9 protein-coding genes are annotated in these 18,334 nt (G+C 66.8%); 7 read left to right on the forward strand and 2 right to left on the reverse strand.

Annotation, left to right across the window (positions count from 1 at the left end; all coding sequences use genetic code 11):
* Window positions 1-15 precede the first annotated feature (15 nt).
* Entirely contained in the window at window positions 16-3,426 is a 3,411-nt protein-coding gene (locus J2808_RS02405) for an ATP-dependent helicase (RefSeq protein ID WP_309811827.1), read from the forward strand.
* Entirely contained in the window at window positions 3,423-6,965 is a 3,543-nt protein-coding gene (locus tag J2808_RS02410; protein ID WP_309811059.1) for an ATP-dependent helicase, read from the forward strand. Before J2808_RS02405 ends, J2808_RS02410 begins: the two co-directional genes overlap by 4 nt.
* Here the strand turns inward: J2808_RS02410 and J2808_RS02415 are convergent.
* Window positions 6,952-8,262, reverse strand: a complete 1,311-nt coding sequence (locus tag J2808_RS02415; protein ID WP_309811062.1) for a macrolide 2'-phosphotransferase — start codon at window positions 8,260-8,262, stop codon at window positions 6,952-6,954. The genes J2808_RS02410 and J2808_RS02415 overlap by 14 nt on opposite strands.
* 168 nt (window positions 8,263-8,430) lie before the next feature.
* Here J2808_RS02415 and nudC point away from each other — a divergent pair, with 168 nt between their 5' ends.
* From nudC to J2808_RS02430, 3 genes are all read left to right on the forward strand, one after another.
* On the forward strand, window positions 8,431-9,453 hold the full coding sequence (gene nudC, locus J2808_RS02420; protein ID WP_309811065.1) for an NAD(+) diphosphatase: 1,023 nt from the start codon (window positions 8,431-8,433) through the stop codon (window positions 9,451-9,453).
* A 97-nt stretch (window positions 9,454-9,550) separates the two neighbouring features.
* Complete coding sequence (locus J2808_RS02425; protein WP_309811068.1) at window positions 9,551-11,686, forward strand: ATP-dependent DNA helicase UvrD2; 2,136 nt, start codon at window positions 9,551-9,553, stop codon at window positions 11,684-11,686.
* Complete coding sequence (locus J2808_RS02430; protein ID WP_309811070.1) at window positions 11,683-12,309, forward strand: M48 metallopeptidase family protein; 627 nt, start codon at window positions 11,683-11,685, stop codon at window positions 12,307-12,309. Before J2808_RS02425 ends, J2808_RS02430 begins: the two co-directional genes overlap by 4 nt.
* 10 nt (window positions 12,310-12,319) lie before the next feature.
* On the opposite strand, the gene J2808_RS02435 is transcribed toward J2808_RS02430, so the two are convergent.
* On the reverse strand, window positions 12,320-13,834 hold the full coding sequence (locus J2808_RS02435; protein WP_309811075.1) for a zinc-dependent metalloprotease: 1,515 nt from the start codon (window positions 13,832-13,834) through the stop codon (window positions 12,320-12,322).
* A 132-nt stretch (window positions 13,835-13,966) separates the two neighbouring features.
* On the opposite strand from J2808_RS02435, the gene J2808_RS02440 reads away from it, so the two are divergent.
* Window positions 13,967-15,160, forward strand: coding sequence for a PDZ domain-containing protein (locus J2808_RS02440; protein WP_397427965.1), 1,194 nt, complete (start codon window positions 13,967-13,969; stop codon window positions 15,158-15,160).
* Between the two features lie 137 nt (window positions 15,161-15,297).
* On the forward strand, window positions 15,298-18,276 hold the full coding sequence (locus J2808_RS02445; protein WP_309811078.1) for a UPF0182 family membrane protein: 2,979 nt from the start codon (window positions 15,298-15,300) through the stop codon (window positions 18,274-18,276).
* The last annotated feature ends 58 nt before the right edge of the window (window positions 18,277-18,334 follow it).

Here is an 18,334-nt window from a genome sequence, read left to right on the forward strand (position 1 = left end):
GTTGATCCCGCCGGCCTGTCCCGTGCCGCAACACACACCAGGTTCCCTGCTGGTGGCTCCGACGGCACAGGCCTCCGGCTTCTACCGCCAAGGCAGGTCCATGCCGAGGTCCCGGTGCTGTCAGCGGACCAGCGCGAAGCCGTTGAGGTACCGCATGGTTCGGGACCCGTACTGGTCCCGGGCGCGCCCGGCACGGGCAAGTCCACCGTCCTGATCGAAGCGGCCGTCCGCCGTGCCGTGCATGACGGCGTGGATCCGGAGCGAATCCTCATCCTGGCGCCCGGCCGCCTGGCGGCCGACTCGCTCCGTGACCGTTTCACGGCAAGGCTGGACAAGAGCCTGAGCACCACACCGGCCCGTACCTGGTCCTCCTACGCCTTTGACCTGATCCGCCGGGCCAAAGCGGAGGGAATCCTTCCGCTGCCGCGGGCCCCCCGCCTCCTGTCAGGCCCGGAGCAGGACCTCATCATCAGGGAACTCCTGGAAGGCCACCGGATGCCCGGACTGGAACTTCCTTGGCCCGCTGACCTGGAAGCAGCCTTGGTGACGCGCGGTTTCCGGCACGAAGTCCGCCTACTTTTTGACCGGATCATCGAATCCGGCCGAACGGCAGCTGACCTCGAGGAACTCGGGCGGCAATGCGGCCGGCCGGACTGGCTGGCCGCCGCTGCCTTGTACTCGGAGTACCGGGATGTCCTGGATCTGCGGATGCCCGAAGCGTTCGACCCCGCCGGCATCATCACCACTGCCCGGCAGATCTTCCAGGACGAGCCTGACTTCCTGGCCGCCGAACGCGAACGCCTGCAGCTGGTGCTGGTGGACGATGTCCAGGAAGCAAACCCTGCCGTTTTTGAACTGCTCGCAGACATCGCGGCGGGCAAGGACTGCTACGTCGCCTTCTCCCCGGATACCGTGGTTCAGGGCTTCCGGGGGGCACGGCCGGATCTCGTCGCTGACCTTCCGCAGCTGCTGTCCAGCGAGTCCAGCGTCCTGGAAAGGCCGCTCTGGCACGCCCACCGGCATGCCCCTGCCATCGCGGAGGCCTGGCTCGGAGTCGCCGGCCGGATCTCACAACGCGCCGGAGGGCAGTTGTCCCGGCGGCTTGAGCAGCCCGGCCCCGTGGCAGAGGCCGCCAACGCCGGAACCGCCGTTGTCAACGCCCCCGCCACCGGCGGCCCCGTCACCGAACCTAAGACAACGGCCGCAGGAACGGTGGAAGCGCACCTGGTCCCGTCGCCGGTCCACGAGCTGCGCTACGTCGCCCAGCGCATCCTGGACCAGCACGTTAACCATGGCCGCGACCTCGGGACGATGGCCGTGATTGTGCGCAACGGCGGCCAGCTCAGCGAGCTGCAACGCTACCTTTCCGGGCAGGGGATCCCGGTCCGCGTTCCGGTTGCCGAATCTGCGGTCCGCGACGAAGTGGCAGTGCGTCCTTTGCTCGATGCCTATGCGATCGCCCTTGACCCCGCGCTGCTGACGCCGGAGGCTGCCGTCGCACTGCTGACCTCCCGGATCGGCGGGGCGACCTCGATTGAACTGCGCCGGCTCCGGCAATCCCTCCGGCGCGAGGAGCTCCAGGGCGGCGGCGGGCGGACCAGCGACGCCCTGCTTGTCGAGGCGCTCCTGGAACCGGGCGCGTTGGTGACCCTGGGTGTCGAGGGCAGGTCCGCGCGCCGCACAGCCCGCATGCTCCAGGCCGGGCAGGGCGCTGCCGCCCAGCCCGGCGCCAACGCCGAGACAGTGCTCTGGGCCCTCTGGCACTCCACCGGGCTGGCCAATGCGTGGACCGAATCCGCCCTGTCCGGCGGCTCCCACGGGGCGCGGGCCGACCGCGACCTCGATGCGATGATGGCACTCTTCCACACCGCCGAGCGCTACGTCGACCAGATGCCCGGCGCCGGCCCTGAGCAGTTCCTCGAATACCTCCTGAACCAGGAACTGCCCATGGACACGCTGGCCGCGCGGGCGCAGGTGGACGACGCCGTGGAACTGATGACCCCGGCAAGTGCCGCAGGGCGGCAGTGGCCTGTCGTCATCGTGGCCGGGCTGCAGGAAGGTGTCTGGCCCAACACCCGGCTCCGCGGCGAGCTGCTGGGCAGCAGCCTGTTTGCGGACGCTGTGGAGCACGGTGTGGGCTATGCCCTGCAGTTGGACCCGCTCAGCAGGCTGCGGGAAATCCGCTACGACGAACTCCGGAGCTTCTCCACCGCCGTGTCCAGGGCGGAGCAGCTCCTCATCTGCACCGCCGTTTCCTCGGAGGATGACCAGCCGTCGTCGTTCCTGGACTACGTGGCGCCGCTCGAACCGGGTCTCGAGGGCCGGGGCTTCACGCCCGTGGAACGGCCCATGACGCTCCGTGCCCTGGTGGCCGAGTTGCGCCAGTACGCCCAGCTGGACGGCAGATACGAGCCCGAGGCTGCCGAGGCCGCCAGGGTCCTGGCGGCGCTGGCAACTGCGGAACCGCCCGTCCCCGGGGCCCACCCGGACAGCTGGTGGGGCCTGCTGCCGCTGAGTACATCGGAGCCGGTGGTCCCGGCAGGCGGGACGGTCTATGTCTCGCCTTCCAAGGTGGAGTCCGTGCAAAAGTCCCCGCTCGACTGGTTCGTCCAGGCCGCCGGGGGCGAAGCCGCCACCGATTTCGCCCGCAGCCTCGGAACCCTGGTCCACGCCATCGCGCAGGACATGCCAGAAGCCTCCGGGGGGCAGTACGTTGAAGAACTTCTCCGCCGCTGGCCCACGCTGGGGATGAAGGACAACTGGGAAGGCAAACTGGACTTCCAGCGGGCCGAAACAATGGTTCGAAAGCTCGCCCAGTACGTCCTGGTGATGCGGAGCGAGGGCCGGAGCCTGCTGGGCGTCGAGCAGGACTTCGAAGTGCGCCTGCCCGACCTTCCTCCGCTGCAGGCAGCGGACGCCGGTGGACTCGACTCCGGATCCTCCGACGTGGAGCCCCGCGTCACTGAACCACGCGCCGCTATCCTCCGCGGCCAGGTAGACCGCCTGGAGATCGACAGCGAAGGAAGGCTGGTCATTGTGGACCTCAAAACCGGAAAACGGCAACCGGGGAAGACAGAGTTGTCTCGCCATCCCCAGCTGGGGGCCTATCAGACGGCTGTTGTTGCCGGCGGCTTCGCGGACGCACCAGGGATGGCCGGTGCCGCAGGGCCAGACGCGGCCGTGCCGGGTGGTGCCGTTCTGGCACAGCTGGGCACCGCCACGAAGAGCCCTGGAGTCCAGCAGCAGGAACCGTTGGACCCGCAGGAAAACTGGGCCCTGGACATGGTCAACGATGCGGCAGCGCTGATGGCAGGCAACAGCTTCGAGGCGAGGCACGATCCTGCGAAGGGCGGTCACGGCGGTCATGGCTGCCGGCTCCCGGAAGTCTGTCCGCTCTGCATTCGCGGAAAGCAGGTCACGGAATGAGCCGGCAGCAGCCTCCCGAGCCCCTCTTCAGTCCCGAACGGCTGTCCGGGCTGTTGGGTGAAAAGAACACGCCCACGCCGGAACAATCCGCCATCATCTCCTCGCCCCTGGCCCCCCGGCTGGTGATCGCGGGAGCAGGCTCCGGCAAGACCGCCACCATGGCCGACCGCGTGGTGTGGCTCGTGGCCAACGGCTGGGTCAGGCCCGAAGAAGTCCTGGGTGTCACCTTTACAAGGAAGGCAGCGGGCGAACTGGCCACCAGGATCCGGGCGAAATTGGCTGCGCTGCAGCGCATCGCGGCCCTGGACACCGGGCATGCCGTGTTCCCGGAGGGCCTGCTCAGCAGTGACGCCCTTGAGCCCAAGGTGTCCACGTACCATTCCTTCGCCAGCGGAATTGTGTCCGACTACGGGCTGCGGCTCGGCGTGGAGCGGGACGTTGTCCTCCTGGGCGGTGCCCAGGCATGGCAGCTGGCCAGTGAAGTGGTGGAAGCGTTCGACGGCGACTACCGCCATTTCAAGGCAGCCAAGTCCACACTGGTCAAGGCAGTTATCCAGCTGGCCGGGGAATGCGCTGAGCACCTGCAGGAACCGGCCGGCGTCGAGTCCTGGCTGATGGCGCGGCTCGCCGAATTCGAAGGGCTGCCTTACGTGGCCGGTGCCTCGAAGAACGCACCGCAGGCGGCCGGTGAACTGGCCGCCATGCTGCGTACGCGGGCGAGCGTCGCTGACATGGTGGGGCGGTACACGGCGGCCAAGAGGGCCAGGGGAGCACTGGATTTCGGCGACCTCGTGGCGCTCGCTGCCCGCGTGTCCCGGGAGGTTCCGCTTGCCGCAGAGATGGAACGCCAGCGGTACAAAGTGGTTCTCCTGGACGAATTCCAGGACACGTCATACGCCCAACTGGTGCTGTTCTCACAGCTCTTCGGTGAGGGCCATGCTGTCACGGCCGTGGGTGATCCGAACCAGTCAATCTACGGCTTCCGGGGGGCCTCTGCCGGGCAGCTTTTCCACTTCGTCCGCCAATTTCCCGTCCGTCTGGAGAGCCTGGAGATCGGGGGCGGGCAGGCGACGTACCGGCTGGCGCCAACGTCGTACCTCACCACGGCGTGGCGTAACGGCCGGGGGATTCTCTCCGCGGCCAACATTATGTCGGAGGCACTGGGACGCGCGGAGGCAGCCAGGGCACCGGCCGGCACCACACCGGAGGCCGCCGCCGTGCCCCCGCTGCAGCCCAGCCCGTTCGCAGTGGAGGGGCAGGTGGTGCTGGGGCGCTTCGGTACCGACGTTGACGAAGCCACGGCCTTGGCCGGGGACGTCCTGAAGTACCGGGTTACGGACTTCGAGCGTGAGGCCGACGGCACTCCGGTGGCGCCGGCCCTGGCTGTGCTGTGCCGGCGGCGCGCCCAGATGGAAACCATCCGGCGGGAGTTCGAGTCGCGGGGGATCGCGTACGAAATTGTGGGGCTGGGCGGGTTGCTGGACACACCCGAGATCGTTGACCTCGTGGCCACGCTGCGGGTGTTGGCAGACCCGGGACGTTCGGATTCCCTGATGCGCCTCCTTGCCGGTGCGCGGTGGCGGATTGGGCCAGCGGATCTGATGGCATTCCGCGACTGGTCAAGCCAGCTCGCCCGCCGCCGCGGACATCTGGCTGAGGCTACGTCTCCGGATGCCGATGCCGGGGACCCCTCCGGGGACGCCGTCATCGAAAGCGACCTGACTGACGGAGCCAGCCTGGTGGAGGCCCTGGACTGGCTGCCACGTGAAGATTGGGTTTCCGCCCATGGCCGGGCGCTGACGGAACAGGCCCGCGAACGGCTCGGCACGCTGTCGGCGGAGCTCAGGCAGTTGCGCGGGTATCTGGGGGATGACCTGACCACGTTGCTGGGCGAGGTGGAACGCGCCATGTTGCTCGATATCGAGGTCGCGGCCCGCCCGGGGACCAGCATCCACCAGGCCCGCCGCAACCTGGACGCCTTCCAGGATGCGGCCGCCGGATTCCTGCGGACCTCCCACCGGGTGGACATCCTTGCGTTCCTTGCCTGGCTCGAGGCGGCTGCGGCCGAGGAGAACGGCCTCGAAGCACCGCCGCCGGACATCAACCGTGAGGCGGTGCAGCTCCTGACCGTCCACGCATCCAAGGGCCTGGAATGGGATGTTGTTTTTGTCCCGGGCCTGAATGCTGGCGCCTTCCCCAGCAACAAGGACTCCCGGTGGAGCAGCGGCGCGGCTGCCCTGCCCTGGCCGTTGCGGGGGGACCGTTCGGATCTGCCCCAGTGGGATACCGACCAGCCCGACCAAAAGGGCTGGCTGGACGCAGAAAAGGATTTCAAGGCAGCTGTCCAGGTCCACGGTGAAGGTGAGGAGCGCCGCCTGGCGTACGTGGCCTACACCAGGGCCAAGCACGTCCTGTGGGTTTCCAGCGCAGCCTGGGTGGGCTCCCGGGCAGGCCGCGCCGACATGTCGCCGTTCCTCGCTGAACTGGAGCAGCTTGTCGGCGACCCCATGAACGGTGCGGACATCGCAGGCGCCGTGGTGCACCCGGCATCGGTTGAGGAAGCCTCGTTGCCGGAGAAGAGCCCGTTGACCACCGAAACCGAGCTGGCCGGGTGGCCGTATGACCCCCTCGAAGGCCCTGCGGATCCGCGCACGGGTGAACGCCTGCGCACCGTCCCCGGCAGGCGGCTGGCCATGGAGGGTGCCGCGGCACGCGTCCGGGCCGCCCTGGGTGCACCTGGCGCCCTGGGTGCGCCTGGCGCCCTGGGTGCGCCTGGCGCCCTGGGTGCGTCAGGCGACGGGCACACGCCTGCTCATGGGGCCGGGCCCGCCGACGCGCCGGGAAGACCGTTACGGGGCAATGCCGCTGCCTGGGCCAGGGAAGCTGCCTTGCTGCTGGAACGCCGGTCCAGGCGGGCAGGCGGGCAGGACGTGCACCTGCCCGGCCACATCTCTGCTTCCACGTTGGTGGACCTGGGCGAGGACCCCGAGGCAGTGGTGGGCCGGCTCCGGCGTCCGGTCCCACGCGAACCGGGCATGTCAGCCCGGAAGGGAACGGCTTTCCACGCCTGGGTGGAGGAGTACTTCGGTACCGCCGGAATGCTGGACCTGGGTGAAGCCCCGGGGTCGGACGACCACATTGATGCCGCCTACGACCTCGACGCCATGGTGGCTACGTTCAAGGCCTCGGAGTGGGCCGACCGGTCACCGGCTTTTGTCGAAGTACCGGTGGAAACCCGGGTGGGGGATGTGGTGGTCCGCGGGCGCATCGACGCCGTCTTCCTGGATTCCGACGGCCGCTGGGACCTGGTGGACTGGAAAACCGGCCGCCGGCCCTCCGCGTCCCAGCTGCGGGCCAAGTCCGTCCAGCTCGCCGCGTACCGGCTTGCGTGGGCCCGGCTCAAGGGCGTTCCCGTCGACGAGGTCCGCGCCGCATTCTTTTATGTGGCGGACAACCAGGTGGTGCGGCCGCACGATCTGGGTTCCGCGGAGGAACTTGAAAAGATCGTGGCGGACGCGCTGGAAGCTAGTGCTTCCTGACGTCCACAATGTTGATCGCCGCGGTTGAGGTGTCTTCGGCCACAGGGTGCGCCGGTGCCTTGTCTTCGGGTGCGCCGTCCTGTGCGACGTCCGAGGGTGCTGCGCCCGCTGGTTCTCTATCGGCCACGGCCGCTTCCGCCGGCGTTGGGTCCGCCGGGATGGGGCTCACCTCGACGGCGGGCGGCACCGCTACCGGCTGCGCCGGCTCGTCAGGTACCGGCACGACAGTGACCGCCGGTACCGGGGCGACGGTGACCGCGGAGGCGGACGAAGCGCTCCCTGCTGGTGACGGAGTCACTGCCGGTGACGGCTCGGCGTCGGCAGTTACCCCGGCTCCGGCAGGCGCATGGCCCGGCAGCGGCTCAACGCTGATGGCCTGGCCGCCGTGTTCCTCGACGTCGGCCGCCAAGGTTGCCAGCATGCCTTCTGCTTCGGCCACCATTTCTGCATCGCCGGCGGCAATTCCCTTGACGAGGTATTGGGCCAGGGCGAATTCGGCGGACAATGCGGCCCGCCGCAGCAGATGCTGATCCGGAGCGTCGCGTCGGTTGTCGGTGTAGCTGGCCAGCACCGCGTCCACAAAGTCCTGTTCGTTGGAAGCAACCAGCCAGGCGAAGTCGTCTGCGGGGTCGCCGATCCGGAGATCGGTCCATCCAGTCACCGCTGTGACACGGCTGCCGTCGACCAGAAGGTTGTCTTCATGAAGGTCTCCATGGACAACGCTCGGGTTGAACCGCCACAGCGAGACGTCCTCCATGGCATGTTCCCAGCGGCGCAGGAGCGAGGCCGGAATTTTGCCGGTGGTGGCAGCCTGGTCCAGCTCGTTGAGCCTGCGCTGCCGGAATTCGTTGGGGGTGTAGCTGGGCAGGTCGGCGTTGCTGACCAGTGAGTGCGGAAGGTCGTGGATTGCCGCCAGCGCCGAACCCACCTCCCGGGCGAGTGCTGCCGGGCCGGCCGTCAGTTCCTCCACGCTGCGCGTGCTGCCGGCCAGGTGCGAGTAGACAAACGTGCTCAGGGCGCCGAGCCGGACGCTCCCGGCCACAGTCGGCATCAGGAAGGGCAGCTCTGCCCGGATGGCCGGGGCGAACGCCCGGAGAACCAGGAACTCTGTCTCAAGCCGTGCACTGGCCTCCGCATGCCGTGGCGACCGGACCCGCCAGCGCTTGCCTTCTGAGTCAAGGAGCAGGGCGGAGTCGAAATCCGCGGGATCGTCCGCGGCGGAGCTGACAGCTGTGGGGGTCAGCCCGGGGACTGCCGCGGTTGCCACGGCTGCCAGTTCGATCGGTTTTCTTCTCACCGTTCCACGGTAGATTGGCTGGCGGCCAACACAACGATGTGCGGCGGCGAGTCCCCAGATACCCTGCAAAAGTCGGCTCCACTGCCAAGTTGTGAGGTCCCTGCCACATGTTCCGCCGATTCTCCCCGGTAAATGTAAATTGTCGGTCCGAGTCAGTACGGTGGACACATGAGTCATGCGGAGTCTGCTACACCGGCCTACCAGGCGCAGGCAGTGCACCTGCCGGCCAACCACCTGGTCGATACCGTCCTGCCGGTCAGGCCAGCCATGGTGGATCGGGGCTCTGTTGGACGCGTCCGGCCCGGCATGGTTGAGGGATTACTAGGCAGCGGACGCACCCTGGCAGTTGTCCTGGCCGGGAGGCAGGCCCTCGTGCTGGCGAACCAGCTGTTCCTTCCCCCAGCCTCACAGTTGCTGGCCGGGCTCCGGAACCTGGGTACGGCCCCGGAACAGGTCATCTACCTCGGCGCCGCGTTGGCGGGCTCGGACCTGCCTGCCGGCACGGAGGTTGTCCTGGCAGTCCTGCCCGAAGCTGTCGCCCCGGGCGCGGCCGGAATCCCGTCGGACGCAGAGTGGGCCGGCTTCCGCGACATCGCTGCAGTCCTGAACCCCACCGGCACGGCGTTGTTCGTTGAGGCAAGCGCCATTGCCAACTGGCACGCCACACATACGCACTGCCCCCGCTGCGGTGTCCCAACCGTGGTGGAAGCCGGCGGCTGGGTGCGCCGCTGCCCCCAGGACGGTTCTGAACACTACCCGCGGACCGACCCCGCCATCATCGTGACCGTGGTGGGAACGGATGGCCGGCTGTTGCTTGGCGGAGGCGGCCCGGTGGATGCAAAGAATTACTCCACGCTGGCCGGATTTGTGGAGCCGGGCGAATCCCTTGAGCAGGCCGTCATCAGGGAAATTCATGAGGAAGTGGGCATCAGGATCGCCCGCTGCCAATACTTGGGCTCCCAGTCGTGGCCGTTCCCGGCGTCCCTGATGCTTGGGTTTTCCGCCATCACGGAAGATACAGAGGCAACGCCCGACGGCGTGGAAGTCACCCGGGCGCGCTGGTTCAGCCGGGAGGAACTGCAGGATGCCGTGCTCGCCGGCGAGATCACCATCTCCAGCCGGTTGTCCATTGCACGCTCCCTGATTGAGCATTGGTATGGCGGCCGGATTCTGGACCGCACCGACACCTGACCCCGGTGAGGCAGCTTCACGGGCCGGGCAGCATCATCGACCAGAAGCCTGCACATGGCAGTTCCACCCAGCAGTCCCAACAACCAGAGCAGCAGAAGTGACCACAGAGAATCCAGATAGTTCACAGTCCCTCGAGGAACGCATCCTCGGGGGACTTGATGCCGAACAGCGCGAGGTCGCCAGCACGCTGAACGGCCCGCTGTGCGTCCTGGCCGGTGCCGGCACGGGGAAAACCCGCGCCATCACGCACCGCATTGCCTACGGGGTGCATTCCGGTGTCTACAGTCCGCAGCGGCTCCTTGCCGTGACGTTTACGGCCCGCGCGGCGGCAGAAATGCGCAGCAGGCTGCGGGACCTGGGCGTGGGCAATGTGCAGGCGCGCACGTTCCACGCCGCCGCCTTGAGGCAGCTGCAGTTTTTCTGGCCGCAGGCTGTGGGTGGCACCCTGCCCAACCTGCTGGACCACAAGGCCCAGATGATCGCCGAAGCGTCCCGTCGCCTGCGGCTCAGCACGGATCGTGCATCCATCCGCGACCTCGCCTCGGAGATCGAGTGGGCCAAGGTTTCCATGCTGACCCCGGCCAACTACCTGGAGAACGCGCAGGGGAGGGGAACCCCCGGCGGCTTCGACCTCACCGCCGTCGCCCGGGTTTTCCAGTCGTATGAGGACGTCAAAACAGACCGCAATGTCATCGACTTTGAGGACGTACTCCTGATTACGGTCGGGATCCTGCAGGAGGACCAGAAAGTCGCGGCCACCGTCCGCGAGCAGTACAGGCATTTTGTGGTGGATGAGTACCAGGACGTTTCGCCGCTGCAGCAGCGCCTCCTGGAACTGTGGCTTGGTGGGCGGGACGAGCTGTGCGTAGTGGGCGATGCGAGCCAGACGATCTACTCGTTTACCGGCGCTTCGCCCAAACACCTGCTGGGTTTCAAGGCCCAGTATCCCGAGGCTAATGTGGTGAAACTTATCCGGGATTACCGTTCCACGCCGCAGGTGGTGAAGCTGGCCAACGACCTCCTTGCCGCCCGTCGCGGCGGCGGGCCGGTGGCTGATGCTGCCTGGGCGGCTCCGCTGCAACTGGTGGCACAGCGCCCGGCCGGGCCGGTGCCGCAGTTCACCGAATGCTCCGATGATGAAGCCGAAGCCGCCACGGTGGCACAAAAGGTCCGGGAACTGCTCGACGCCGGCACTCCCGCCAGCCAGGTGGCCGTCCTTTTCCGCACCAACGGACAGTCCGAAGCCTACGAGCAGGCCCTTGCGGCGGCCGGGATCGGGTACCAGCTCCGGGGCGGTGAGCGGTTCTTTGCCCGCAAGGAAGTGCGCGATGCCATTCTTCAGCTCCGGGCGGCCACCAGGGCTGTGGCCGAAACGGCCACACCCGAACCGCTGGGCCAGCTTGTCCGTGACATCGTTTCATCCCTGGGCTACACCGACGCTCCGCCCCACAACGGCGGCGCCCTGCGCGAACGCTGGGAATCACTGGCTGCACTGGTGGCGCTCGCGGACGAACTGGTCCAGGTCCGTGGCGAGCACTTCAGCCTCGCCGACTTCGTCAATGAACTCCAGGAGCGGTCGCTGGCCCAGCATGCCCCCACAGTCCAGGGCGTGACTCTTGCGTCGCTGCATGCGGCGAAGGGCCTGGAATGGGACGCTGTTTTCCTGGTGGGTCTCTGCGAAGGCCTGATGCCGATCTCCTTCGCGGACACTCCTGAAGCCGTGGATGAGGAACGCCGCCTCCTGTATGTGGGGATCACCCGTGCCCGCGAGCACCTGGCCCTCTCCTGGTCTACTGCGCGGACGCCAGGCGGCCGGGCCAACCGCAAGCCCTCACGGTTCCTCGACGGGCTGCGGCCCAACTCAGTGGCCAGCTCCAGTGTCCGCGGCAAGGGGCCGGCTCCGCGCCGGAAAGCCGCCACCCCCGCCACCTGCAGGGTCTGCGGGGGCATGCTGGCCACCGGCGCCGAACGCAAGGTGGGGCGCTGCAACGACTGTCCGCCCAGCTACGAGGAACAGACCTTTGACGCCCTCCGGCAATGGCGGAAGGAAATCGCGCTGGCCGCTGAAGTCCCGGCGTTTGTGGTGTTTACCGACGCCACGCTGACGGCCATCGCTGAGGCCAAGCCGTCCTCCCTGGAGGAGCTTGCGGCGCTGGCCGGTGTGGGGCCGGCCAAGCTCGAGCGCTACGGCGAGGACGTGCTTCGCGTGCTCGCCGAAAGCAGCGTCCTGTGAGAGGCCAGGGCGGCACGCAGCCACTCCGGCTGACCACCCCGGGCGGAGCGCCGGTGGAGGTGCGGAGGTCGGCCCGCCGGACCCGCACCGTGGCGGCGTTTTGGGAAAATGGGACGGCGGTGGTGGCCATTCCTGCCCGTTTCACCGCCGCGCAGGAATCCGAATGGGTCCACCGCATGCTGGAGAAGCTGCATCGCCAGGGGCAGAGGCGTGCTGACAAGGGACGGAAGCAGCCCGCCACGGATGCCGCGCTGGCGGCCCACGCGGCCGCTCTTTCAGCGCAGTACTTTGGCGGCAGGGCAGTGCCGACGTCGGTCCGCTGGGTCAGCAACCAGAACTCCCGCTGGGGCTCGGCCACGCCGTCGGAAGGAACCATCAGGCTCTCGGACAAGCTCCGACCCATGCCGCAGTGGGTCATCGACTACGTGCTGCTGCATGAGCTCGCCCACCTGCTGGTGGCCGGGCACAATGCCGCCTTCTGGAAGCTGTTGGAGGCCTATCCGGACACCATGCGGGCCAAGGCGTTCCTGGAGGGTGTCTCGTTCGCCACCTCCCGGGGCCTGGGAGCGGACGGCAACAACCCGGCCGACGCCACCGGGCTAAGCCACGGCGACGCCGACTAGGATTGCCGGCTCAGCCCTTGGGCTGGTCCCCATCGCCGGCGTCGGGATCTCCCGTGCCGGAGTCACCTGCGTCTGAATCAGGGGCCTCGGAATCGGTGGCGGCGGAAGAAACCGGGCCGGAAGCGCCGGGACCGGAGTCACCTGCGCCGGCATCGCCGTCCGAGTCGTCCTCCGGCGCGTCGTCGTAACCGCCACTCAGCAGCCTCTGGAGGGCATCATCCACTTCACTGTCGCTGGCCTCCGCCAGCTGACGGCGTCCACCGAAGCCTTGGGGGTCATCGAGGTCAGCCGCCGTGGGCAGCAGGTCCGGGTGCTGCCAGATGGCATCGCGTCCCGCGATGCCGCGTTCCTCCTTGAGGACGGCCCACAAGGTAGCGGCCTCCCGCAGGCGGCGCGGACGCAGTTCGAGTCCCACGAGCGAGGAGAAAGCGTGTTCAGCCGGGCCGCCGGTGGCGCGGCGGCGCCGGACCGTTTCACGCAGGGCGGCCGCTGAGGGCAGCATCTTCTCCGTGGCGGAAGCGGTGAGCTCGTCCACCCAGCCTTCAACGAGGGCCAGCGCGGTCTCCAGTTTTTCGAGAGCCTGTTCCTGGGCGGGCGTCCGCTGCGGCATAAAGACGCCTTTGGACAGTGCCTCCTGGATACCTTCGGGGTTGCTCGGGTCAAGGTCGCGGGCCAGTTCCTCGATGCGGGAGGTATCAATGTGGATACCGCGGGCGTACGCCTCAATCGCGCCGAGGAGATGGCCCCGGAGCCACGGAACCTGGACGAACAGGCGCGCATGTGCTGCCTCGCGAACGGCGAGGAAGAGGCGGATGTCGTTTTCCGGCAGGCTTAGGCCTTCGCCGAACGAAGCAACATTTGCAGGCAGCAGGGCCATTTCGAGGTCGGCCAGGGGCACTCCGATGTCTGTGGAGCTGACTACTTCCCCGGAGAGCGCGCCGATGGCCTGGCCCAGCTGCATGCCGAAGATCGCGCCGCCCATGTTCTGCAGCATGGACGATGCCCCGCCCATCATGGACTTCATTTCTTCGGGCATCTGTTCGGTCATGGCGCTGGAGAGCGCGTTGGCGATGCTGTTGGCGACCGGTTCGGTCAGGCGCTTCCAGGTGCCCAGGGTGGCTTCCACCCACTCCGCGCGGGACCAGGCCCGGCCGATCAGGCCGGTGGCAGGCAGGTCGGTCACCGGATCGAGCCAGAGTTCGGCCAGCCGGAGAGCTTCGTCGACGGCCCGGGTCTGCTGGGATGTGACGGACGGGTCGGCGGTGCTGGCGGCAACCCTGCGGGCGTTCTCGTGCGCGAGCTGCCAGTTCACGGGCCCCTCCGAGGGGGCGCTCATCATGGCCTGGACCTGTGAGAACATTTGCGCCAGGAGGTTGGGATCGTCCGGGAGTCCGGCTGCTTTTGCCAGTTCGGCGGGGTCGAAGTTTTCCATACCCTTGCCGCCCATCAGGTTCTGCAGCATCTCGGTCAATGGATCCTTTGGCGTGTCGTCGCCGTTGGACGGATTGAGTGGGTTGGAGGTCATGGTCCCGCCGATCGTCAGTTTGAGCGTTCAACTTCACGGTACCCCGGGCCGGGGCGGCTGTCTGCCGGACAGGCGCGACGTTCGCTGTAGGCAAAGAGCTGGCCGGCGGCACCACCGCGTAGTGTTGGTTCAGTGACTACAACCCGTGGCGACCATCCAAACGAGGACCACGCTCCCGAGCTCGACGCCGGTGCAGCCATGAGTGCCGGAGCCCCCGAAGGAAGACCAGCCGGCGGAGCGCCTGCCGGGCAGTCTGCCCCGCGTGGCTCCCAGCAGGGGGACAGGCGGGTGTCCGTCATGATGCTCGCAGGAATGCTGGCACTGGGGCTGGGGATCGCCGCGGGAACCATTCCGGTGCCCTACGTTGTGGAGAGGGCCGGGCCCACGTTCAACACCCTTGACCGGACCGGTGACAGTCCCGTGATCAGCGTTAAGGGACACGCAACGTATCCCGCCAAGGGCAACCTTGACCTGACCACCGTTTATGTCGAGGGCGGCCCGAACGGCCCGCTCAGCCTCCTGGGCGTGTTCGGCGCGTGGCTCGACGGGTCCAAATCCGTTTACCCGCAGGAGCTGATTTACCCTACGGGCACCACCAAGGAACAGGCAGAGGAACAAAGCTCGGTCGCCATGACCACCTCCCAGGAGAACGCTGTCGCTTCGGCACTGAGGGAACTCGACATACCGTTCGGCCAGCAGCTTCAGGCAGCGGGGCTTTCCGACGGCTCGCCGTCGACGGGCAAGATCGAAAACGGCGACATCTTCGAAACGATAAACGGCAAGCCGATCACGTCACTCGCCGTAGTCCAGGAGGAACTGGCCGCCGGCAAGGGCGCGCCGGCCACGCTGGTGGTGGAGCGGGCGGGGGAGTCCGTCACGCAGGCCATTACCCCCGTGGACAACGGCGCGGGCCGCTACATTCTTGGAGTCATGCTCAAGTACCTGTTCACGTTTCCGTTCGACGTGACGATTTCCCTGGACAAGGTGGGCGGCCCCAGCGCCGGCCTGATGTTCTCGCTGGGCATTATTGACACGGTCACACCGGGCGATCTGACCGGCGGCAAGCACGTTGCCGGCACCGGAACCATCACCCCCGACGGTGCAGTGGGACCCATCGGCGGCATCCAACAGAAGATGCAGGGCGCGCGTGCCGGGGGAGCCACGTTGTTCCTGGCCCCGGCAGAGAACTGTGACGACGTTGTGGGACATGTCCCGGAGGGGCTGCAGGTTGTCAAAGTGGAGAATCTCGCCCAGGCGCGCACCGCCGTCGAACTGGCCGGATCAGGCCAGGGCACGTCGGGTTTGCCCGTCTGTACCACCAACTAGACTGAGGCCAGGAACTAAGCTTTACCGCCACTCGTGGCAGATATGACGGACGTTGCCACACGCTTGACCGGTGCCGGACGTTAACCGCACGCACGCTCAAAAATGTAAATCTGACGATCAGCTATGAGGTACCGAGTTTGTCCCGTCCTACCAGCCCCATCCCGCCCGGAAGACCCCCATCACGACGCGGGGCCCTGACACCCACCCTGATAGTCGTTGCCCTCGCAGTAGTGGGCTTTATCTTCTTCGCCAATGTGTGGACCGATGTCCTCTGGTACCAGCAGCTCGGTTACTTCGAAGTGTTCGTGACCGAAAACCTCTCCCGGATCCTGATTTTCCTGGCCGGCTTCGCGCTGATGTTCCTGGCAGTCTTTTTTGCCATCCGGATCGCGTACCACGCCAGGCCCGTGTATGCACCGGACTCTGAAATGCGTGACAACCTCAACCGGTACCAGGCCCAGCTCGAGCCTGTCCGCCGCGTTGTGATGGTGGGCCTGCCCATCCTGTTCGGACTGTTCGCCGGAAGCGCGGCCGCCAGCCAATGGCAGAAAGTGCTGCTGTTCTTCAACCAGGAGCCGTTCGGTAAGGAAGATCCCCTTTTTAAGCTGGACATCAGCTTCTATGTGATGACCCTGCCGTTCCTGGGCTTCATCACAGGATTCCTCATCAGTGTTGTAGTGGTGGCCGGCATCGCCGGAATCCTCACCCACTACCTGTACGGCAGCATCCGCCTGCTGGAACGCGGCGTGTTCACCAGCCGTGCGGCGCAGATCCACCTCGCCGTGACCGGCGCAACCTTCCTGATCCTGCTTGGCGTCAACTTCTGGCTTGACCGGTATGCCGCGCTGCAGAGCGACGGCGGGCGCTGGGCCGGTGCGCTGTACACCGACGTCAACGCTGTTATTCCCACCAAGGCGATCCTCGCCGTCGCTGCAGCCCTGGTGGCCATCCTCTTCATCGTGGCGGCGATCATCGGTCGGTGGCGCCTGCCGGTCATCGGTACCGCCATGCTGATCATCACCTCAATCCTCGCCGGCGGCGTCTACCCGTGGGTCATCCAGCAGTTCCAGGTGCGGCCTTCCGAGGAGACGTACGAGCGGGACTTCATTCAGCGCAACATCGATATGACCCGGGCCGCCTACGGCCTGGACCAGATTCAGGTGGACCGCTACGACGCCACCAACACGGCCACGACCGGGGCCCTGGCTCCTGATGCCCAGACCACAGCCAACATCAGGCTTTTGGACCCCAACCTGATCTCTGATGCGTTTTCCCAGCTGGAACAGTACCGGCCGTACTACCAGTTCCCCGACGCACTGAACGTGGACCGGTACGAGGTGGACGGCAAGATCCAGGACACGGTCATCGCCGTACGCGAGCTTAACCCGACCAACGTCGCCACCAACCAGCAGGGCTGGCTCAACCAGCACGTTGTCTACACCCACGGCTATGGGGTTGTAGCGGCCAAGGGAAACAAGTTCACCGTTGACGGCAAGCCGGAGTTCCTCCAGTCCGGAATACCGTCCACCGGTGTACTAGGCGACGACACCACGTACGAACCGCGGATCTACTTCGGCGAAAATTCCCCGGAGTACTCCATCGTGGGAGCGCCCGAGGGCGCAGCCCCCCGTGAGCAGGACAGGCCCTCCGGCAAGGAGGGCGAAGGGGACAACCAGTACACGTTCGAAGGTGAGGGCGGCCCGAACGTGGGCAGCTTCTTCAACAAGGTTCTCTACTCCATCAAGTTCCAGTCCTCGGACCTGCTGTTGTCCGATGGCGTCAACCCGGACTCCCAGATCCTGTACGACCGCAATCCGCGGGACCGCGTGGAAAAAGTGGCCCCGTACCTGACCGTTGACGGCAACGCCTACCCGGCGGTCGTGGACGGCCGCGTCAAATGGATCGTGGACGGTTACACCACAAGCCAGTATTACCCGTACTCGCAGCAGGAACAGCTCTCAGCGGCCACCGCGGACTCGCAGACCTCCGCAGGCCGATCTGTCGCACTGCCCAACAGTTCGGTGAACTACATCAGGAACTCCGTCAAGGCCACCGTCGACGCCTACGACGGCTCGGTGACTTTGTACGCCTGGGATGACCAGGACCCCATCCTGAAGGCATGGCAGAAGGTTTTCCCCACGTCCCTGAAGCCTTACTCGGAAATGTCCGGGGATGTCATGAGCCACGTCCGGTACCCCGAGGACTTGTTCAAGGTCCAGCGTGAACTCCTGGGCCGCTACCACGTGACCGAGCCGGGCAGTTTCTACCAGGCGAAGGATGTCTGGAGCGTTCCCAACGATCCCACCGTGGATACCGACGTCAAGCAGCCGCCGTTCTACATGTCGCTCCAGATGCCTGATCAGGACAAGCCGGCCTTCCAGCTGACGTCCTCGTTCATTCCGCAGATTGTGAACGGCACGGCCCGCAACGTGCTTTACGGCTTCCTTGCGGCTGATTCTGACGCCGGCAACGAAGAGGGCGTCAAGGCCGAAAGCTATGGCAAGCTCAGGCTGCTCCAGATTCCGCCGGAGATCCAGGTTCCCGGGCCGGGCCAGGCCCAGAATAAGTTCAACTCTGATCCCACGGTGTCCCAGGCCCTAAACCTTCTGCGCCAGGGTGCCTCGGAGGTCCTCAACGGGAACCTGCTGACGCTGCCCGTGGGCGGCGGGATCCTGTACGTCCAGCCGGTTTACCTCAAGTCGACTGGCGAGACGTCGTACCCGACGATGCAGCGCGTGCTGGTTGCCTTCGGTGACAAGGTGGGCTTCGCTCCGACGCTCGACGGCGCGCTGAAGCAACTCTTTGGTGGTGACTCCGGTGCTGCAGCCGGCGACTCGGACAACACCGGCCAGACGCCTCCGACGCCGGGCGAGACTCCGCCGCCCAGTGCTGGCGCCCAGGCCGACCTGAAGGCTGCACTGGCGGCGGCGAATGCCGCCATCAAGGCAGGCCAGGCGGCCCTGGCGGCCGGCGACTTCGCCGCCTACGGTGAGGAGCAGAAGAAACTGGCTGCTGCCCTGCAGAAGGCTCTTGAGGCCGAGGAGAAGATTCCGGTAACGGCCCCTGAGGCCACACCGTCGCCGTCACCCACGCCGTCACCCACGCCCTCGCCTTGAGCAAGTAACTGACGGCGGCCCAGCGAGACACACATCACGCCACCAGGATTTGGCCTCC

Source organism: Pseudarthrobacter sulfonivorans (genome assembly GCF_031454915.1).
In the GTDB taxonomy this organism is placed as follows: Bacteria; Actinomycetota; Actinomycetes; order Actinomycetales; family Micrococcaceae; genus Arthrobacter; species Arthrobacter sulfonivorans_C.